The organism is Rhodococcus sp. UFZ-B548 (assembly GCF_903819475.1).
In the GTDB taxonomy this organism is placed as follows: Bacteria; Actinomycetota; Actinomycetes; order Mycobacteriales; family Mycobacteriaceae; genus Rhodococcus_F; species Rhodococcus_F erythropolis.
Map to the genome: position 1 here is coordinate 227,223 of NZ_CAIJDS010000002.1, position 18,226 is coordinate 245,448.

At 61.9% G+C, this 18,226-nt stretch carries 21 protein-coding genes; 10 read left to right on the forward strand and 11 right to left on the reverse strand.

The genetic code is table 11. The features are described from left to right. Window positions 1-170: 170 nt before the first annotated feature. Together H7C86_RS03845 and H7C86_RS03850 are read left to right on the forward strand one after the other, a co-directional pair. The gene (locus tag H7C86_RS03845) at window positions 171-1,088 is read left to right on the forward strand and encodes an SPFH domain-containing protein (protein ID WP_003944699.1); all 918 of its coding nucleotides are present in this window, start codon (window positions 171-173) and stop codon (window positions 1,086-1,088) included. A gap of 12 nt (window positions 1,089-1,100) precedes the next feature. Then, window positions 1,101-1,313 (forward strand): hypothetical protein, encoded by a 213-nt coding sequence (locus H7C86_RS03850; protein WP_003944723.1) that lies wholly within the window; start codon window positions 1,101-1,103, stop codon window positions 1,311-1,313. 60 nt (window positions 1,314-1,373) lie between these two features. On the opposite strand, the gene nrdE is transcribed toward H7C86_RS03850, so the two are convergent. The 3 genes from nrdE to nrdH all read right to left on the reverse strand — a co-directional run bounded on the left by nrdE (window position 1,374) and on the right by nrdH (window position 4,307). Beyond that, window positions 1,374-3,557: a class 1b ribonucleoside-diphosphate reductase subunit alpha gene (gene nrdE, locus H7C86_RS03855; RefSeq protein ID WP_029255087.1), complete on the reverse strand. Its 2,184-nt coding sequence runs from the start codon at window positions 3,555-3,557 to the stop codon at window positions 1,374-1,376. Next, window positions 3,515-3,994 carry a class Ib ribonucleoside-diphosphate reductase assembly flavoprotein NrdI gene (gene nrdI / locus H7C86_RS03860; protein WP_003944767.1) on the reverse strand — a complete coding sequence of 160 codons (480 nt, stop codon included), beginning with the start codon at window positions 3,992-3,994 and terminating at the stop codon, window positions 3,515-3,517. Before nrdI ends, nrdE begins: the two co-directional genes overlap by 43 nt. An 82-nt stretch (window positions 3,995-4,076) precedes the next feature. Next, window positions 4,077-4,307 (reverse strand): glutaredoxin-like protein NrdH, encoded by a 231-nt coding sequence (gene nrdH, locus H7C86_RS03865; protein ID WP_182261117.1) that lies wholly within the window; start codon window positions 4,305-4,307, stop codon window positions 4,077-4,079. Between the two features lie 291 nt (window positions 4,308-4,598). On the opposite strand from nrdH, the gene H7C86_RS03870 reads away from it, so the two are divergent. Then, the gene (locus H7C86_RS03870; protein WP_182261118.1) at window positions 4,599-5,426 is read left to right on the forward strand and encodes a siderophore-interacting protein; all 828 of its coding nucleotides are present in this window, start codon (window positions 4,599-4,601) and stop codon (window positions 5,424-5,426) included. Window positions 5,427-5,498: 72 nt separating this feature from the next. On the opposite strand, the gene H7C86_RS03875 is transcribed toward H7C86_RS03870, so the two are convergent. Continuing rightward, window positions 5,499-6,065, reverse strand: a complete 567-nt coding sequence (locus H7C86_RS03875; protein ID WP_019747884.1) for an NAD(P)H-dependent oxidoreductase — start codon at window positions 6,063-6,065, stop codon at window positions 5,499-5,501. Window positions 6,066-6,171: 106 nt separating this feature from the next. On the opposite strand from H7C86_RS03875, the gene H7C86_RS03880 reads away from it, so the two are divergent. Together H7C86_RS03880 and H7C86_RS03885 are read left to right on the forward strand one after the other, a co-directional pair. After that, window positions 6,172-6,771: a TetR/AcrR family transcriptional regulator gene (locus H7C86_RS03880; protein WP_019747883.1), complete on the forward strand. Its 600-nt coding sequence runs from the start codon at window positions 6,172-6,174 to the stop codon at window positions 6,769-6,771. Between the two features lie 35 nt (window positions 6,772-6,806). Then, the gene (locus H7C86_RS03885; RefSeq protein ID WP_020969283.1) at window positions 6,807-7,586 is read left to right on the forward strand and encodes an META domain-containing protein; all 780 of its coding nucleotides are present in this window, start codon (window positions 6,807-6,809) and stop codon (window positions 7,584-7,586) included. Window positions 7,587-7,605: 19 nt separating this feature from the next. Here the strand turns inward: H7C86_RS03885 and H7C86_RS03890 are convergent, their stop codons facing one another. Next, the gene (locus tag H7C86_RS03890) at window positions 7,606-8,160 is read right to left on the reverse strand and encodes a nucleosidase (protein ID WP_020969282.1); all 555 of its coding nucleotides are present in this window, start codon (window positions 8,158-8,160) and stop codon (window positions 7,606-7,608) included. A gap of 68 nt (window positions 8,161-8,228) precedes the next feature. Between H7C86_RS03890 and nadE the strand changes: the two genes are divergently transcribed. Next, entirely contained in the window at window positions 8,229-9,053 is an 825-nt protein-coding gene (gene nadE / locus H7C86_RS03895) for an ammonia-dependent NAD(+) synthetase (RefSeq protein ID WP_182261119.1), read from the forward strand. Window positions 9,054-9,066: 13 nt separating this feature from the next. On the opposite strand, the gene H7C86_RS03900 is transcribed toward nadE, so the two are convergent. The 3 genes from H7C86_RS03900 to moaA form a co-directional block, all read right to left on the reverse strand. Further along, window positions 9,067-9,822, reverse strand: a complete 756-nt coding sequence (locus H7C86_RS03900) for a hypothetical protein (protein WP_020969281.1) — start codon at window positions 9,820-9,822, stop codon at window positions 9,067-9,069. Window positions 9,823-10,136: 314 nt separating this feature from the next. Next, on the reverse strand, window positions 10,137-10,394 hold the full coding sequence (locus H7C86_RS03905) for a MoaD/ThiS family protein (protein ID WP_003944706.1): 258 nt from the start codon (window positions 10,392-10,394) through the stop codon (window positions 10,137-10,139). After that, a complete protein-coding gene (gene moaA / locus H7C86_RS03910; RefSeq protein ID WP_182261120.1) occupies window positions 10,387-11,445 on the reverse strand; it encodes a GTP 3',8-cyclase MoaA in 1,059 nt (352 codons plus the stop codon). The genes H7C86_RS03905 and moaA overlap by 8 nt, the downstream gene beginning before the upstream one ends. Before the next feature lie 111 nt (window positions 11,446-11,556). On the opposite strand from moaA, the gene glp reads away from it, so the two are divergent. From glp to H7C86_RS03930, 4 genes are all read left to right on the forward strand, one after another. Beyond that, window positions 11,557-12,759 carry a gephyrin-like molybdotransferase Glp gene (gene glp / locus H7C86_RS03915; RefSeq protein ID WP_182261121.1) on the forward strand — a complete coding sequence of 401 codons (1,203 nt, stop codon included), beginning with the start codon at window positions 11,557-11,559 and terminating at the stop codon, window positions 12,757-12,759. A gap of 28 nt (window positions 12,760-12,787) precedes the next feature. Then, window positions 12,788-13,774 (forward strand): bifunctional molybdenum cofactor biosynthesis protein MoaC/MoaB, encoded by a 987-nt coding sequence (gene moaCB / locus H7C86_RS03920; RefSeq protein WP_172933475.1) that lies wholly within the window; start codon window positions 12,788-12,790, stop codon window positions 13,772-13,774. Continuing rightward, window positions 13,767-14,180: a molybdenum cofactor biosynthesis protein MoaE gene (locus H7C86_RS03925; RefSeq protein ID WP_007731311.1), complete on the forward strand. Its 414-nt coding sequence runs from the start codon at window positions 13,767-13,769 to the stop codon at window positions 14,178-14,180. The genes moaCB and H7C86_RS03925 overlap by 8 nt, the downstream gene beginning before the upstream one ends. A 228-nt stretch (window positions 14,181-14,408) precedes the next feature. Beyond that, entirely contained in the window at window positions 14,409-15,848 is a 1,440-nt protein-coding gene (locus H7C86_RS03930) for a DEAD/DEAH box helicase (RefSeq protein ID WP_182261122.1), read from the forward strand. Between the two features lie 15 nt (window positions 15,849-15,863). Here the strand turns inward: H7C86_RS03930 and bluB are convergent, their stop codons facing one another. The 3 genes from bluB to H7C86_RS03945 form a co-directional block, all read right to left on the reverse strand. Then, window positions 15,864-16,493, reverse strand: a complete 630-nt coding sequence (bluB, locus tag H7C86_RS03935) for a 5,6-dimethylbenzimidazole synthase (RefSeq protein ID WP_019747874.1) — start codon at window positions 16,491-16,493, stop codon at window positions 15,864-15,866. Further along, window positions 16,490-17,542: a GTP-binding protein gene (locus H7C86_RS03940; protein WP_182261123.1), complete on the reverse strand. Its 1,053-nt coding sequence runs from the start codon at window positions 17,540-17,542 to the stop codon at window positions 16,490-16,492. Before H7C86_RS03940 ends, bluB begins: the two co-directional genes overlap by 4 nt. A gap of 81 nt (window positions 17,543-17,623) precedes the next feature. Further along, window positions 17,624-18,226 carry a lipocalin family protein gene (locus H7C86_RS03945; RefSeq protein WP_021334361.1) on the reverse strand — a complete coding sequence of 201 codons (603 nt, stop codon included), beginning with the start codon at window positions 18,224-18,226 and terminating at the stop codon, window positions 17,624-17,626.

The following is an 18,226-nucleotide window of genomic DNA, read 5'->3' on the forward strand; positions in this document are numbered from 1 at the left end:
AATTCCTACCTAGCGAGAGAGATACTGCCGAATGTTGGCTTGCCTGAACACTACCCGTTGTGTCGGGTCCGCGATGCCAACACAACAACATGTGTCGCACGCGCCCCTCCACGAGTACAAGAAATGTGATATCAATTAAATATCACTTACCGATGGAAAGCGAGTCTCGCATGACCAGCACACCCACCGTGGCCGAGAAACCGACCGGAGTCGCCACCACAACGATCGCCGAACGCCCAGGCTGGGACCTGTCCGGCAGCTGGATGCTCCTCGGCGGCGTCCTTCTCTTCCTGGCCGGAATCGCGCTGTCCGTCGTTGGCGGAGTTCTGGGACTCTTCGCCCTGATTCCGGTCGGTGTGGTGCTGTTCATCGCGTCACTCCCCCTGCTGATGGGCCTGACCTTGGTGCAACCGAATCAAGCCCGAGTCCTTCAACTCCTGGGAAGCTCGTACAGCGGCACCCTGCGCACGCCGGGCCTGCGATGGACAAATCCGCTGACGGTCCGTCGATCGATCTCTACGCGTATCCGAAACCACGAGACCGGTCAGGCGAAAGTGAACGACGCCGACGGAAATCCCATCGAGATCTCGGCGGTGGTCGTCTGGCAAGTTGCCGACACAGCGCTCGCCTCATTCCAGGTGGACGACTACGAGGAGTTCGTCTCGGTGCAGACCGAGGCGGCAGTCCGCCATATCGCCGGCAGCTACCCGTACGACGCCGAAGGCCGAGTCTCGTTGCGCGAGAACGCCGATATCATCACCACCACCTTGTCGGAGGAGGTTCACGCCCGCGTGCGTGCGGCGGGTGTCGAAGTTATCGAGACACGCATCAACAGGCTCTCGTATGCACCCGAGATCGCCAGCGCAATGCTTCGGCGCCAGCAAGCGGGTGCAGTGATCGCCGCCCGCAAGCAAATCGTCGAAGGCGCGGTGTCCATGGTCGACATGGCACTCAAGCAGCTCGAGGAAAAGCACGTCGTCGAACTCGACGAGGAACGCAAGGCCACGATGATCAGTAACCTTCTGGTCGTGCTGTGCGGCGACCGCGACGCACAACCGGTGCTGAACACCGGTTCGCTCTACCAGTAAAGGAAAGGCCACATGGCCACGGATCCAGCTCCGAGATCGGAGCGTAAGAAGATCCTGCTTCGGTTGGACCCAGCGGTGCACGACGCGCTTGCCCGCTGGGCCGCCGACGATCTCCGAAGTACCAACGCCCAGATCGAGTTTCTTCTTCGGCGCGCACTCACCGAGCACGGTCGAATGCCGAAGAATGCCGGCAAGATGCACGGTCCAGGCCGTCCGCCGGCCTGATACCCCTGTGCGCCTTTTCGGTAGTAACCACTACCGAAAAGGCGCACGGGGCGGAGCCCTTTACAGCATGCAGGAAACGCAGCCCTCGACCTCGGTGCCTTCGAGTGCCATCTGACGCAGACGGATGTAGTACAGCGTCTTGATGCCCTTACGCCACGCGTAGATCTGCGCCTTGTTGATGTCGCGGGTGGTGGCGGTGTCCTTGAAGAACAGCGTCAGCGACAGGCCCTGGTCGACGTGTTGCGTTGCGGCAGCATAGGTGTCGACGATCTTCTCGTACCCGATTTCGTAGGCATCCTGGTAGTACTCCAGGTTGTCGTTGGTCAGGTAGGGCGCCGGGTAGTAGACGCGACCGATCTTGCCTTCCTTGCGGATCTCGATCTTCGACGCCACCGGGTGGATGGAGCTGGTGGAGTAGTTGATGTACGAGATCGAGCCGGTCGGCGGGACGGCCTGAAGGTTCTGGTTGTAGATACCGTGCTTCTGAACCGAAGCCTTCAGCTCACGCCAGTCGTCCTGGGTGGGGATGTGCAGCTTCGCATCGGCGAAGAGTCCGCGAACCTTGTCGGTTGCAGGCTCCCAGACCTGGTCGGTGTACTTGTCGAAGAATTCACCCGAGGCGTACTTCGACTCCGGGAAACCCTTGAAGTACGAGCCGCGCTCGATGGCGATCTTGTTCGACGCACGCAGTGCGTGGAACAGCACGGTGTAGAAGTAGATGTTCGTGAAGTCGATGCCTTCTTCGCTGCCGTAGAAGATCCGCTCACGAGCGAGGTATCCGTGCAGGTTCATCTGACCGAGGCCGATGGCGTGAGAGTCGTTGTTGCCCTGCTCGATCGACGGCACCGAGTAGATGTGCGTCTGGTCGGACACTGCCGTCAATCCGCGGATCGACACTTCGATGGTCTTGGCGAAGTCGGGCGAGTCCATGGTCTTCGCGATGTTCAGCGAACCCAGGTTGCAGGAGATGTCCTTGCCGACCTTCGAGTAGGACAGGTCGTCGTTGAACAGTGAAGGCGTCGAAACCTGCAGGATCTCCGAGCACAGGTTCGAGTGAGTGATCTTGCCTTCGATCGGGTTTGCCCGGTTCACCGTGTCCTCGAACATGATGTAGGGGTAGCCCGATTCGAACTGCAATTCGGCGACGGTCTGGAAGAACTCGCGAGCCTTGATCTTGGACTTGCGAATTCGCTTGTCGTCGACCATCTCGTAGTACTTCTCGGAGACGTTGATGTCGGAGAACGGAACTCCGTAGATGCGCTCGACGTCGTACGGCGAGAACAGGTACATGTCCTCGTTCTTCTTCGCCAGTTCGAAAGTGATGTCCGGGATCACGACGCCGAGAGAGAGCGTCTTGATGCGGATCTTCTCGTCGGCGTTCTCACGCTTGGTGTCGAGGAAGCGGTAGATGTCGGGGTGGTGCGCATGCAGGTACACGGCGCCGGCGCCCTGACGCGCACCCAACTGGTTGGCGTAGGAGAACGAGTCCTCGAGAAGCTTCATGATCGGGATGACACCCGAACTCTGGTTCTCGATCTTCTTGATCGGGGCGCCGTGCTCACGAACGTTGGTGAGCAGCAAGGCAACACCGCCACCGCGCTTGGACAGCTGCAGTGCCGAGTTGATGGAGCGACCGATGGACTCCATGTTGTCTTCGATACGAAGCAGGAAGCAGGACACGGGCTCACCGCGCTGCTTCTTGCCCGAGTTCAGGAACGTCGGGGTGGCGGGCTGGAAGCGTCCGGCGATGATCTCGTCGACGAGTTCGACGGCCAGGTCTTCGTTGCCTGCGGCCAGGGTGAGCGCAACCATGCAGACACGATCTTCGAAACGCTCGAGGTAGCGCTTACCGTCGAAGGTCTTGAGCGTGTAGGAGGTGTAGTACTTGAATGCACCCAGGAACGTCGGGAAGCGGAACTTCTTGGCGTACGCGTGATCGATCAGGAACTTCACGAAAGTACGTGAGTACTGATCGAGAACCTCGGGCTCGTAATAGTTTTCCTCGACGAGGTAGTCCAGCTTCTCGTCGAGGTTGTGGAAGAACACGGTGTTCTGGTTGACGTGCTGCAAGAAGTACTGACGGGCTGCAGCGACATCCATCTCGAACTGGATCTCACCGTTGGCGCCGTACAGGTTGAGCATGGCATTGAGTGCGTGGTAGTCGAGACCGTTGGTGGAATCGCCGCCGCGTGCATCACGCTCTACGCTTCCTGCCGCGATCGTGTCAGTGATGGTTGGCGCCACTGCCCGTGCTCCTTCTCTGTTTCGAGATGATTCCAGAACTCCCCCAAGCCTTCTCGTACTCGGTCGACATCCTCGGCAGTGCCCATGAGTTCGAACCGGTACAGAAAAGGAACGTGGCATTTCTGGGAAATGATGTTTCCTGCATAGCAAAAGGACTCACCGAAATTGGTGTTTCCCGCCGCGATCACTGCTCTGATCAACGACCTGTTGTGTGGATTGTTCAAAAAACGAATGACCGGCTTCGGCACATAACTGGTGTCGCGCCCTGTCACGGTGACCCCGCCACCATAGGTGGGCAGAATCAGCACATAGGGCTCGTCTACACGAAATGAGCCGTCACGGTCATGGATAGGTATACGTGTCGCAGGCAGGCCGAGACGTTGGACGAATCGGTGGGTGTTCTCCGACACGCTGGAAAAATAGACCAGCGAAGTCATCGGTTGTCACCATTTTCTTGTACGGTGCCCGGAACTACTCAGATGTGTCGGCGGAGGTGTCCACCGCCGACACTGCGGCGCTTCAAGCAGCGACGGTCAGGGTCTTGATGCGATCGGGACGGAAACCCGACCAGTGATCTTCACCGGCAACCACGATGGGCGCCTGGAGGTACCCGAGAGCCATGACGTAGTCGCGGGCTTCGACATCCTCGGTGATGTCGATGATGTTGTATTCGAGACCGGCCTTGTCGAGGGCGCGGTAGGTGGCATTGCACTGAACGCAAGCGGGCTTGGTGTAGACGGTGATGCTCATGAGAGTCCCTCTTTCGCTTAGCCAACAAAGGCCGATGTAGTGATGTTCAGCACCGATTCGACCGATTGCCGGAGTCTCGCTCGAGGCGTTCCGCGTTGTGGTCTCTCAGTGCTCAAGACACTACACCTAGTGGCCGACAGAAACACATAACGCGAGATGTTGTGAGTCACATCGTTGAAATTCCCAGGTAGCCCCAGTTCAGCGCACACATCTTCCGGCGCGTCGGCGTGTCGCCCGTCACATTTTGGCCGCAGGCCCGACAGCATCTGAAAACCACTACTCGGACCTACCATGAGCGTCGTGGAAACACCCCCGAAGGACGAAGCTCCGCGCCACCAGGCAACCGTGACGAGAACGCAGCAGGTGACACCTAAGATGCGCAGAATCACCTTCGGCGGTGCGGGCCTGAGCGACTTCGAGACGAGCGGGAGCCCCGACGAACGGGTGCTCGTCAGATTCCCCCTCGACCCCCCTCACGCCCGTAGTTACACGGTCCGGCGCTGGCAGCCCTCGAAGAACGAACTGGAGATCGACTTCGTTCTCCACGGCCACGGCGGAGCTGCGCTCTGGGCCGAGAATGCGCAACCGGGCGAGACCGTCCATCTTTCGACTGCAAGCGGGTGGTTCAAGCCGCCGGCAGAGTGCGACTGGCTGCTACTCGTCGCCGATCACGCCGCACTGCCTGCGATCGGGCGGATCTTGGAAGAAGCACCCGACGGTCTACCTATCCACGTCATTGCACAGGTGCCCGCGTCGAGCGAACAGCAGACGTTCACGACGCGCGCCGACGCTCACTACCGATGGATCGACGAAGCAGACTCATTGTTCGCCGAATTGGCCGCCATTCCCCTGCCTCCCGGCGAGGGCTACATCTGGTGCGCAGTCGAGGCCGCGACCGCCAGACGCATCCGCGCCCATCTGCGTCGAACATGGGAAATCCCGGCACCCCGCATGCACGTGATGGGTTACTGGCGGGAGGACAAGGAGAACTGGGAGCGTCGGTACGCCGTCGTCGCCGATCGTATCGATGCCGCGATGGGCGAAGCGATGATGGCCGGCAAGGATTTCGAGTCGGTTCGCGACGCCGTCGACGACGCTATGGAACGCGAAGGGCTTTAGCGCACAGATGGGCGTGACTCGCATACGAGTGAGGGCCATACCTTCCGGCATGGCCCTCACTCGTGAAACGGATTACGCGTTGACGAGCTGCTTGCTGGCGTCGACGAGGTCGGAGACGACCTTGGAGACCTGAGCGAGCACCTCTGCGTTCTCACGCGGGTGCAGCTCACCGAACAGTGCGCCGGTTCCACCGATGCTCAGTGCGGTGTCCTCGACGACCTTGCCGCCGGCGATGCGGACTGCCTTGGTGGTGTCTTCGTGTGCCCACTTGGCGCCGTTACCGCTGGGCGAAGCGCTGATGACTGCGACAGCCTTGTCCTTGACTGCACCGACACCGTACGGACGCGAGATCCAGTCGATGGCGTTCTTCAGAACAGCGGGGATGGTGCCGTTGTATTCGGGGGTGACGAGCAGGAACGCGTCAGCGTCGCTCGCAGCGGCGCGCAGTGCGTCGACAGCGGGAATGGAAGCACCCTCGACGTCGATGTCTTCGTTGTAGAAGGGGACGTCGGCGAGGCCTTCGAAGACCGTCAGCGTTGCACCCTCGGGTGCGGCGGACACAGCCGTCTCGGCAAGCTGGCGATTGACGGATCCGGCGCGCAGGCTGCCGACGAGAACGAGAACATTGGTCTGTGACATAACGAGATTCCTTCGAGAGTGGTGCGGTTGGTGGCTCCGGTTGAAAGTTATATCAACTAAACGGACCGCGGTCCACTTACATTCCCCGGCCCTGTAACCTGATCCCGTGAGCGCAATCCCCCTCCCCCAGATCGGCGCCGTACCCGTCGAGCGCGGTGACGCAGCACGTAACCGCGTACTTCTGCTCGACGCCGCAGCCCTCCTCGTCGCCGAGCGAGGTGTCGACGCGGTCACGATGGATGCCGTCGCGTGCCGGGCCGGTGTGGGCAAGGGCACAGTTTTTCGGCGCTTCGGCAATCGATCGGGACTGATGCAGGCACTGCTCGATCACACCGAGCGAGAACTGCAGCAGGCATTCATGTTCGGCCCCCCACCGTTGGGTCCTGGCGCGCCGCCGATCGAGCGCCTCATCGCGTTCGGACGAGCCCGGATCGCCATGGTGGAAGTACAGGGCGAAGTCCTCCGAGCGGCGGAAAACGCTCCTGAATACCGCTTCGGCGGTCCGGCACGAGCACTCGGCATCGCTCACGTCATCGGACTTCTTCGAGGAGCCGGCGTCGAGGGCGACCTCGATCTGCTCGCTTCAGCGCTGTTGGCACCACTCGAAGCGTCGCTTGTCCTTCATCAGGTGCGCGATCTCGGGATGACCACCGAGCGCCTGGCCGCCGGCTGGGAAGACCTTGCCCGGCGCGTTACTCGATGTTGACTCCCCAGATCCGTCCCACCACTTAATGTGAGCCCATGCGCATCGCAGCTGCCGTCATCGGCCTCCTGACCATCGCCGCGGTAAGCGGTTGCTCCGCTTCGTCCGACTCCCCCGAGGACAAGACGGACCCCTCCGGCCGCGTCTTCATCTCGACCTCCGTCGACGGAACACAAATTCCCGGCGGTGGCCCGCTGACTCTCGATTTCAGCCAAGCGGATCGAGTGTCCGCGAGTGCCGGATGCAACACGGCAAACGGCTCGGTCGAGTTCACCGACGGCAAGCTGACCACCGGCACCATGGCGTCGACCATGATGGGCTGCCCTCCCGGCATCGCCGAATCCGACGCCTGGACAACAACATTGCTGACCTCCGCGCCGACGTGGAGCCTCGACGGCGACACCCTCACCCTGACATCGGACGACGCCACAGTGACTCTGCAGGACAAGAAGATCGTCACGCCGGATCGACCTCTGCAGGGCACGACGTGGACCGTCACGTCACTCATCAGTCCCGATGCGATCAGTACGAGCCTGGCTCTGGAGACGTCAGCTCCCGAACTCACGATTGCCGCAGACGGTTCGGTCAGCGGAACCACCGGATGCAATCGCATGACCGGAAGCGCCCAGGTCTCCGACACCACAGTCACGTTCACGCCGATGGCAACCACGCGAATGGCCTGCCCCGAGGAGAACATGGACATCGAGCGTCAGATCCTGGCGGTACTCGACGGTGAAGTGAGCTACACCGTCGACGCCGACACGCTGACCCTGCGCAAGCCCGACAACACCGGATTGATACTGACTGCGCAGGCTTGACCAGACGCTGCAGGCTCGATCAGACGTTGTCGAGCAGCCAGCGCCCCAATTCGCGGGCGCTGGCATCGATCATCGCGGGCCAGTCCAAGGCCGAGTCGTCCGCGTGATCGCTGACATGTTTGACGAGTCGGCAGGTAGCACCCGCAGCCTGCGCGGCGAATGCGATGGCAAACCCCTCCATGTCGACCAGATCGGCTCGCTGAGCGAGAGCGTCCCGGGTCGCAGTGTCGGCGATAAATGCGTCGCCGGTCGCCAACACCGAGTCGTCACCGCCGGCGAGCACCAAACGGTCCGCGACCTCGTGCCCCAGCGCTCGGATCGCGGTGCTGCTGATGTCGTGATTGATGACAACCCCGGGAACATAGAGGCCACCGTGGTGCGCGTGCAGCGCACCGGCGGTCCCGATGTTGACGACCAGCGGCAGATTCTCCCGCTCGTACCGCGCGAGAGCAGAAGCGACTGCTGTTGCAGCACTGACCTTTCCAATCCCCGTGATCAGCAGTTCGTATCCTTGCGGCACGTATGCCGCTTCCGACTTCGTCGCACTGACCACCAGAACGTTGTTCGCACTCATGTGCGCGACCGTACCGCCCCGGATACGGTGGCACTGCACGCGCCTGCTCACATCGCTAGAGTCCATTCATGGCCACACTGCGTGAAAGCATCATCGAAGAACTCGGCACAAAGCCGACAATCGACGCCGCAGCGGAGGTTCGCGCGCGAGTCCAGTTCCTGAAGGACTACGTGCGCTCGACCCCCGCCAAAGGGTTCGTTCTGGGAATCAGCGGCGGTCAGGACAGCACGCTCGCCGGAGCCCTCGCCCAATGCGCGGTCACTGAACTTCGTGAAGAAGGCCACGAGGCCGAGTTCGTCGCCGTTCGACTCCCCTATGGCGCGCAGGCCGACGAATCCGATGCTCAGATCGCACTCGGCTTCATCAAGCCGGACCGCTCTCTCACGGTCAACGTCAAGCCTGGCGCCGACGCCACAGCCCGTGAGGCCTCCGAGGCGTTGGGGAACGGCGAACTACGCGACTTCGTCCGCGGCAACATCAAGGCGCGCGAACGAATGGTCATTCAGTATGCAATTGCCGGTCAGCTCGGCTACTTGGTAATCGGTACCGACCACGCCGCAGAAGCGATTACCGGCTTCTTCACGAAATTCGGTGACGGCGGCGTCGACATCACGCCGCTCACCGGCCTGAGCAAACGTCAGGGCGCTGCGCTACTGCAGGAATTGGGCGCACCCGAGAGCACGTGGCGCAAGGTGCCGACCGCCGACCTCGAGGACGACCGACCCGCGCTGCCCGACGAAGTTGCCCTCGGCGTCACGTACTCACAGATAGACGACTACCTCGAAGGAAAGGACGTTTCCTCCGAGGTAGCCGAAAAGCTCGAGAAGATGTTCGCCAACACTCGTCACAAGCGCACGGTGCCGGTCACACCCCTGGATGACTGGTGGAAGTAACTCTTACCAGCGACTAGCTACCGAACAGGCTGCCGAAGACGTCGCCCAGCGAACCCGTTCCCGAAGCCGGATCCTTCTTCGCGAAGTTGGTGGTGCATCCGTTGAACTGCACCGCATCGACCAGCGTCGAGGTGGCAGCGGAGCCGGTCCCGACACTGACGCCGTAGTGGTCGACTACCGCTTTCGGGTTCGCGGCGACGATGTCAGCCAAAGGCACTGACACGCGGTCCTTGGCGCCGTCGATGTTCTGAGTGCTCCACCACACGCCCTTCTGGAGATCCGCGTGAACGCCGCCGTCAGCCGTCGGCGTCGCGTCCGGTCCCGGGACCCACACCAGGGTGGTGAATCCGTTCTCGAACTTTCCGCCGGTGGTTCCGGTGAGGCGGAGCTGGAACGCCGCAGTCGGCGTGGCGGCGCGCTCGGCAAAGCCGATCGCCTTGCTGACTGCGTCGGACAGCTTGATACCGCCGGCCGAATGGTAGGAAACCGAACGATCGCCGGTACCGTCGACGGCCAGCTTCAGTGAACCGTCCTTGTCGAGAACGTTGTCGGCCGAGTACGACGCGGTCTGATCCTTCTCGTCGGTGAACGGGATGCCCCACCCGTTCGGCGTCGCTTCGGTGGACAGGGTCGAGCACGAGGCTTCCGGCGCAGAAGAGCCGAGAGAACCGGTGGACGGAAGCGCAGTAGCAATTGCCGGAGCGGTGAGTGCAGCTGCCCCGAGGAGCGCTACGACGACTCCGACACGGCGCGTGGAATTAATCGACATTGAAATACCTTTCACATATCCCGAGTGGAATTGCGCCAAAATTAACACATGTCGACAATTACCAACAGCGAAGGTATTTCTTTTGTCATCCAAACAGATGACAATTCACCTGGGCAATTAGAAGTGCATTCGCTCCCCCAAAAGTAGGAGAAACTAAACAAAACGACCAATGCTGGACAATTGACCAACAATGGAGAAAACGGAGATAGATGCCACTTGAGCTGGAGTGATCAAGATATAAGTATTTGGACCGGGAAACCGAAAAAGGACAATACGACGGCAGCCCACAAATAGCTACGCCGGCAATTCTCGGACTAGCCTCCAGCGAAAGGCGGAAGAATATCGACAGCGCTACCGGAGGCTCGAGAGACGTCGCGGGTCAACTCGTCACCGACGAGGAAAGCCGAGACCGACAGCACTCGCTCCATCTCCGGTCCGTATCGCCCGACCAAGACCGCCACCAACTCGGCAAGTGTGTTGTCGGGCGAAATGGCGACTACCTCGCTACGGCAACCGGATACATCCGCTGCAGCAGCAAAGTAACGAACCGAGATCGAATGCGGATCAGCCACCGATCGCTCCCATACTTCTTTCCGGCGGAACGAAGTCCGCGGCGTCGATGCCGTGCCCTGCCCACTTGTTCCACATCGCACCGCGCCACAAATCCGCAAGTTCGTCGTCACTTGCTCCGGCCCTGAGCGCGGCACGCAGATCAACTTCACGGTCACTGAACAAACATGACCGAATTGTCCCCTCTGCAGTCATTCGCGTCCGATCGCAATCACTGCAGAACGAGCGCGTCACCGAAGCGATGATCCCCACCGTCATTTCAGTCCCGTTGACACGCCATTCTTCAGCAGGAGCCGACGGGTCTTCGCGACCGATTGCGGCCAATTCGAAACGCTCACTCAATACCGACAGCAATTCAGCCGCAGTCACCATGTTCTCGCGCGCCCAAGCATGGTCTGCATCGAGAGGCATTTGTTCGATGAACCGCAATTCGACTCCGGCGTCGAGGCACCACTGTAAAAGGTCCGCCGCGCCGTGGAGCGTTTCGCGCATGAGAACGGCATTTACCTTGAGCGGCGCAAGGCCAGCCACCGCGGCCGCTCGGATTCCCGCGAGAACCGAAGGCAACCTGTCTCGACGCGTCAATTCCGCGAAGTGCGCGCGATCAACCGAATCCAGGGAAACATTCACGCGGGTCAAACCAGCTGCAGCCAGCTTTGCGGCACGATGTTCGAGCCCAACGGCGTTGGTGGTCATGGCAAGTGGAATTCCTGGCACACGCGCGGCGCATCCCGCGATGATCTTTTCGAGGTCACTACGCATCAGCGGCTCGCCGCCGGTGAATCTCACCTCGCGAATACCGACTCGTTCGACACCGATTCCGACTACTCGAACGATCTCGTCGGCACTCAGAAGGTCTTCCGCAGCGATGGCCGGCAAGCCTTCCTCCGGCATGCAATACGTGCAACGAAGTGAACACTTCTCGGTGATCGAGACTCGCAGATCTCTGGCAACACGCCCGAACCTGTCGACCAGGAGATCCGTCTCGGGACGACCGGTGAGGGAGGCAGCGTCAAACCGCACGGTGGGAATTCCCATCGAGACCACTGTCATCACTTCACCAACTTCCGTATTGCTCCAGTATGACCGAAAGCCGTACTCCGTGTGTCGGACGGACCACACCGCCTAGGATCAAAACATGTCGAGGTTGTCGAGGTTACTGTCATGAGCGCGCGTTCGGTCGAGGAACACGCTGCGCACATCTCCGGATTGCTCACCGGCCTGCACACCCTCTCTCCGTCGGCGGTTCCGACGGCAGAAGCGTTGGGGCGCATAACTTGCTCAGATATCGCATCGCCGGTGGACCTGCCCCTCTTCCGCAACTCACAGATGGACGGATATGCGGTCGACGCCGCATCCGTTGCCTCGGTTCCCACGACACTGACGGTTCGAGGCGTGATCGCCGCCGGAAGCGGAAAACCACCGAAACACCTTCCAGGATCGGCATTTCGCATCATGACCGGTGCGCCGCTCCCCGAGGGTGCCGACGCCGTCGTTCCCGTCGAGGACACCACGGGCGTCACCGAACACGTGGTCACCATCGAACGGGGCAGGTCTATAGGCGAATTCGTTCGCGAACGTGGCAGCGACATCACTGCCGGAATGCTACTGGTCACGGCCGGAACACACTTGGAACCTCGCCATATCGCCGCGCTGAGTGCTGTGGGCCTGGCCTCGCTCGACACGTACACGAAGCCACGGGTCGCGATAATTACGACGGGCGCCGAACTGAAAAGTGCCGGAACAACTCTCGAACCCGGCGAGATCTACGATTCCAACGGCCCAGCTTTGGCAACATTGGCCGAAGCCAACGGCGCCGATGTCGTCTCCGTCGCCCGAAGCAGCGACGACCCCGCCGAGTTCCGCGAATTACTCTCGTACGCAACCTCGGTCGCCGATCTGGTTTTCACCTCCGGTGGGGTGTCCATGGGCGACTTCGAGGTGGTGAAGGAAACTCTCACCCCTCTGGGTGCACACTTCGGCCACGTCGCAATGCAACCTGGTGGCCCGCAAGGCACTGCAGTCGTGAACGAAGTGCCGGTCCTGAGTTTCCCGGGCAACCCGGTCAGCACGATGGTCTCGTTCGAGGTCTTCGCCCGCGGCGAACTGCGCCGGGCCGCGGGTCTGCCCGAGATCCCGCGCGAACGGCTGCCACTTACTGCACCGCTGCGTTCGGTGGATGGCAAGCGCCAGTTCCTGCGCGCGCGTAAAACTGCGGACGGTATCGAACTCGTGGCCGGACCCGGCTCGCACCTCGTTGCAGCAATGGCGTGGGCCGACGTCCTGATCGACGTCCCCGCTGCCGTGACCGAACTCGGCGCGGGCGATCTCGTCGACGTCCTCCCGCTCTCGACTTCCTCGATTTGATTCACTCGATCTGATTCAAAGGACACTCATGACCGAATTGACACACGTCGACAGCGAAGGCCGAGCGCGCATGGTCGACGTCAGCGCCAAGGCCGAGACGACGCGCATCGCCGTCGCTGCCGGTGAACTCGTCACGACCGCCGAGGTAGTTCGCCTCGTCCGCGCCGACGGCATGCCCAAGGCCGATGTCCTCACCACCGCGCGCATTGCCGGAATCGCCGGTGCAAAAAGGACGTCCGAGCTGATCCCGTTGTGTCATCAGCTCGCGCTTTCGTCGGTCAAGGTGGAATTCGGGTTCACCGAAACCTCGATCACCGTCGAAGCGACGGCAAAGACTCGCGGACAGACCGGCGTCGAGATGGAAGCACTCACCGCCGTCGCGGTAGCCGGCCTGACCTTGCACGACATGGTCAAAGCGGTCGATCCCGGAGCCACCATGAACGGTGTTCGCCTGCTCACCAAAGACGGTGGTAAACACGGACATTGGACCCGCGACACTCAGAACGCACAGACATCTCCAGCGCACGCCTTCACCTCGCCACGGTCCGCAACCGTCCTCGTCGCTTCCACCGGCGGTGCCAATGGAACCAGACCCGACACCACCGGACCGACGATCGCAGCCTGGCTACGCGAGCGGGACTTCGAGGTGCGTGGACCGCTTGTGTACGCCGACGCAGACATCGCGGCGGGCATCGCTGACGCCAAGGAGGGCTCCCCGTCGCTTGTCATCAGCACCGGCGGCACCGGTGCCTCCCCCACGGATGCAACCCCGGAAGCTACCCGGGCAGTCTTGACCCGTGAGTTGCCCGGGGTCGCAGAAGCGATCCGAACCAAGGGCCTCGAGAAGACCCCGCACGCGTCACTGAGCCGCGGTGTGGCAGGTCTCACAGGTACGACGGTCATCGTCAATCTTCCGGGTTCTCCCGGTGGAGTGAAGGACGGCCTCGCCGTCCTCGAACCCATCATCGATCACCTGCTCGCGCAGGTCGCAGGCGGAGGAGCACACGATGAGTGAGCTACTGGCTCGGATCTCCGAGCAACCGATTCACGCAGACACCGTCGACGCCGCCGTTGCCGGTCCGAAGAACGGCGCTGTTGTGGTGTTCACGGGAACGGTGCGCAATCACGATGGAGGTCAAGCAGTTTCAGCGTTGGAGTACCAAGCGCATCCGGATGCCGAACGCTTCCTCCAGACGTGCTGCCAAGAGGTTGCAGCCTCGACCGGCCTGCCGGTTGCTGCGATCCATCGCGTCGGTCACCTCGAGATCGGTGACCTCGCACTGGTCGCCGCCGTCGCCGCCCCGCATCGAGCGGAGGCGTTCGCCGCGTGCGCCGAACTGGTGGAGCGCATCAAGCACGAGGTACCGATCTGGAAGCGGCAACACTTCGCGAACGGCGTCTCCGAATGGGTCGGGTTGTAGGTCGAACGCTCCGAGAAGGTAGAGTTGCGATCACTAGGTGCCTGAAATCGGGCATCCAGCGTCGTAGAACGCAAATTTTCTTGCTGAGTGCTCAATGCACCCGCTCTTCTTACGGCGAAGAAGCCTGCCGACCGGCAGCGCCGCCACCACTGTGCTTGATTGTTCGACCGGTTAATTCCCGTGTCGGCATCCGGGCACGAACACGTGCCCGAAAGGCTCTGAACACACTTGTCTGACATCTCTACGCCCGCTACCACCTTCGCAGCCCTCGGTGTGCGCGCACCGCTGGTGAAAGCTCTCGAAGACGGCGGAATCACTTCTCCGTTCCCGATCCAGATCGACACCCTCCCCGACACTCTTTCGGGGCGCGACGTACTGGGCCGCGGAAAGACCGGAAGCGGCAAGACCCTCGCGTTCTCCATCCCCATGGTCTCCCGCCTCGCCGGCGAACTGTCCGGAGGCAAGCGTCGTCCGGGTCGACCGCTCGGCCTGGTGCTCGCACCGACGCGTGAGCTCGCCACCCAGATCACCGCAACCCTCGAACCGTTGGCCGCCGCATACGACTTGCGCGTGACCACCATCTTCGGTGGCGTCTCGCAGCACCGCCAGGTTCAGGCTCTCAAGGCCGGAGTCGACATCGTCGTCGCCTGCCCCGGTCGCCTCGAAGGCCTCATGAAGCAGAAATTCGTCAGCCTCGACGCCGTCGAGATCACCGTGCTCGACGAGGCCGACCACATGGCCGACCTCGGCTTCCTGCCCGTCGTCACCCGCATCCTCTCGTCCACCCCGCAGGACGGGCAGCGCCTTCTGTTCTCGGCAACGCTGGACAACGGCGTCGACAAGCTCGTCAAGCGTTTCCTCAAGAACGAGGTCATGCATTCGGTCGACGAGGCCAACTCCCCCGTCGCCGCGATGACGCACCACGTGTTCGACGTCGACGGCGTCGAAGCCAAGAAGGCTCTGGTCGAGAAGCTCGCTTCCGGTACCGGTCGTCGCATCCTGTTCATGCGCACCAAGCACCAGGCACGCAAGTTGGCTCGCCAGCTCACCGAGTCGGGCATCCCGTCAGTGGACCTGCACGGCAACCTCTCTCAGGCTGCTCGCGACCGTAACCTGGCGGCATTCTCCGCCGGTGAAGCGCGCGTCCTCGTCGCCACCGACGTCGCAGCGCGCGGCGTCCACGTCGACGACGTCGAGTTGGTCGTCCATGTCGATCCGCCGGCCGAGCACAAGGCGTACCTGCACCGCAGTGGTCGCACCGCTCGAGCAGGCAGCGCCGGCGACGTGGTCACCGTGGTTCTGCCCGAGCAGCGTAAGGATCTCGCGATCCTCATGCGTAAGGCGGCCATCAAGGTGACCCCGGTTCGTTCGACTGCCAACTCCGAGCACGTCGTCAAGTTGGTCGGCGACATCGCACCGCACGTCACGCCGGCTCCGAAGGCTCCGGCCCAGCCGAACGGTGGACGCGGACAGCGTCCCGCCGGCCAGGGTGGACGCGGCGGCGCAGCACGTTCGGGTCAGGCTCGCTCCGGACAGGGCGGTCAGTCACGCGGTGCTCGCACCGGCGGAGTTGCCCGTCAGGAACATGCAGGCGGCGGCGCTCGCCGTCCCCGCACCGGCGGCGGCGCTCGGACCGCAGGCTCCACCGGGGGCCGTCCCGCGCGCTAGGCCACCCGGTACAACTCAATAGGTTTCGTAGTGGACAGCGTCGGCCAATGGCCGGCGCTGTCGCCATCCGAAGCGCTCAAGATCCGGAACCTGTTGAAACTCAGTCACCTTCCCGACGCACAGCCACGCAATGGGGCGAACGGGTGACGGAATGCCCATGAGTTCGGTGAGGTACTTCTCGTCGTAGAACGAAACCCAGCCGATGCCGATCTCCTCGGCCACTGCGGCGAGCCACAAATTCTGAATTGCGAGTACCGCCGAGAACAGTCCGGTGTCGTCGACGGTATGACGGCCGAGGATGTTCGGGCCACCGCGCGACGGGTCGTAAGTGACGACGATGCCGGTACCGCTCTCGGCGATTCCCTCGATCTTGATAGGGTCGAACGTCGATCGGCGATCTTCGGGCAAAGACTGCGCGAACTTCAGCCGGGCATCGGCGACATGTGCCGCGAAGGTATTGAGCGTCTCCGGATTACGAACGACGACAAAATCCCACGGTTGCGTGTTTCCCACGCTCGGCGCGCGATGGGCGGCGTCGAGAATGCGCATCAGAGTTTCGTCGGGGATGACCTCTCCCGAGAACTCGGCGCGAACGTCTCGCCGTCGCCGAATCGCTTCGTACACGGATACATCTGATTCACTCACGCCCCGACGGTATAGCGGTGCAATCCCAGCATGGCGTCGGGGTGCGGTTCGACCGTTTCCTCGCGCACGCAGGCGCGGAGCGCGCTGCCGACCGCTCCCGAATCCATCCCGGTACCGATCACAACCAGTTGCGTGGTTCGAGGTTCGCCCGACTTCCACCGCAGCGGCGTGATCCGAACATGATCACCCACCGATTGGATCTCGAATTTTCCTGTGTAACCCGGAATCTCGAAGTTCACGAATCCTTTGATGCGGTACACCCCCGGCGGTTGATTCTCGAGGAAATGCGTCAGAGCCCTGGCATCGAGTGGCATCTCCGACGTGAAATCAACCGATTCGTAGCGGTGGTGCAGGTGATCGTGGTAACACGAGCCGTCCTCGTGATCGTCGTCGTGCCCCTCGCGCAGGAGCTCGTCGAGGCTCAGTTGATCGCCCGGAGCGGGAGGGGTCACCTCACCGGAATCGAACAGCAGAGCAGGGTCTATCCTTGAATGCGCCGTCTCCACTATCGGCGCTCGCGGATTCAACTCGCGAATTCCGGCCGTGAATCTCTCGCGCTCGGCGACCGGAACGCTGTCGATCTTGTTGACTACCACCAGGTCTGCCAGGCGGACATGTTGATCGAGCTCGGGATGTTCGCGGCGAACGGTGGAGAAATTGGCTCCGTCGACCAGGACCACCAGGCCGCCGTAGACGACGGACGGGTTCTCACTTCCGAGGACGAGTCGAATCATGTTCCGCGGCTCAGCAAGCCCGCTCGCCTCGATGACGATGACGTCGATCCCGGATTGCCGGTGCGCCAACTTGTTCAGCATCTCGTCCATGTCCGAGACGTCGACAGCGCAGCACAAGCAGCCGTTACTGAGAGACACCATCGAATCGACCTGACCGGCGACCATCATCGAGTCGATGTTGACGGAGCCGAAGTCGTTGACGATCACGCCGATGCGTACACCGTCGTTGTTGCGCAGAAGATGGTTGAGCAGCGTCGTCTTTCCCGAACCGAGAAAGCCTGCGACGACTATTACGGGAATCTGCTTCTTCGCCACCACGCAACCTTCCGAAACCACACGTACCGATCAGTGATCGTAGTGGAGTGTGGCTCCGGAAGGTTCACGCTGACAGCAGACTCACACCGTGCAGAGCGGACGGATGTCCGACGTGCCCTCGGTGGTCGGTGACGTCAAGATCGTGCACGCGTTGTATCCACGGGATTCGGCGACCCGGCGGATCTCACTCCAGCCGGCCGCGTCGACAATCGGGGACCGTGAGAGCACGAACCCGGAAAGCCTGAGTGGATCGCCCACCAGTGCCCACGAATAGTCGTCGGCGATATACGTGACGATGTAGTTGGGCGGACCGTCCAAACTCTCCTGCGAGGGCACCCCGGGGAAGCTCACATGCAACTGGGCACCCGTTGCTGGATCGGTAACTCGGGCATTCCCGACGATCTCGTTGGCTTGGCCGGTCCACGTCGTACACGTGTTCTTCACGCTCACGTTCGACGAATCGACGATCCCGTAACTCGCCCGGGTGTCCTTCGCGCACGCGAGGTTGAAGGGCTGAGGAATCGCCGCCACCTGGTTCCATTCCCCTACGTAGCGCGCGGCGTCCAGGTTCGCCACCGGCTGCAGAGGTTCCCAGAGTGGGCTCGCCTGCGCGGTTCCCGAAAACAGCGTCGCTGCGGCGCACACTCCCGCAATCGCAATCGCACTTCGCCCCGACCACTTCAT

Bases quoted from the DNA above. Each gene is read 5' to 3' on its own strand.
- nrdH (WP_182261117.1), bottom strand. From the start codon at position 4,307: ATGAGCATCACCGTCTACACCAAGCCCGCTTGCGTTCAGTGCAATGCC.
- H7C86_RS03945 (WP_021334361.1), bottom strand. From the start codon at position 18,226: ATGAAGTGGTCGGGGCGAAGTGCGATTGCGATTGCGGGAGTGTGCGCC.
- H7C86_RS03870 (WP_182261118.1), top strand. From the start codon at position 4,599: ATGAGCGTCGTGGAAACACCCCCGAAGGACGAAGCTCCGCGCCACCAG.
- moaA (WP_182261120.1), bottom strand. From the start codon at position 11,445: ATGACAGTGGTCTCGATGGGAATTCCCACCGTGCGGTTTGACGCTGCC.
- H7C86_RS03845 (WP_003944699.1), top strand. From the start codon at position 171: ATGACCAGCACACCCACCGTGGCCGAGAAACCGACCGGAGTCGCCACC.
- nrdI (WP_003944767.1), bottom strand. From the start codon at position 3,994: ATGACTTCGCTGGTCTATTTTTCCAGCGTGTCGGAGAACACCCACCGA.
- H7C86_RS03890 (WP_020969282.1), bottom strand. From the start codon at position 8,160: ATGAGTGCGAACAACGTTCTGGTGGTCAGTGCGACGAAGTCGGAAGCG.
- H7C86_RS03875 (WP_019747884.1), bottom strand. From the start codon at position 6,065: ATGTCACAGACCAATGTTCTCGTTCTCGTCGGCAGCCTGCGCGCCGGA.
- H7C86_RS03925 (WP_007731311.1), top strand. From the start codon at position 13,767: ATGAGTGAGCTACTGGCTCGGATCTCCGAGCAACCGATTCACGCAGAC.
- nadE (WP_182261119.1), top strand. From the start codon at position 8,229: ATGGCCACACTGCGTGAAAGCATCATCGAAGAACTCGGCACAAAGCCG.
- glp (WP_182261121.1), top strand. From the start codon at position 11,557: ATGAGCGCGCGTTCGGTCGAGGAACACGCTGCGCACATCTCCGGATTG.
- H7C86_RS03850 (WP_003944723.1), top strand. From the start codon at position 1,101: ATGGCCACGGATCCAGCTCCGAGATCGGAGCGTAAGAAGATCCTGCTT.
- moaCB (WP_172933475.1), top strand. From the start codon at position 12,788: ATGACCGAATTGACACACGTCGACAGCGAAGGCCGAGCGCGCATGGTC.
- H7C86_RS03900 (WP_020969281.1), bottom strand. From the start codon at position 9,822: ATGTCGATTAATTCCACGCGCCGTGTCGGAGTCGTCGTAGCGCTCCTC.
- H7C86_RS03885 (WP_020969283.1), top strand. From the start codon at position 6,807: ATGCGCATCGCAGCTGCCGTCATCGGCCTCCTGACCATCGCCGCGGTA.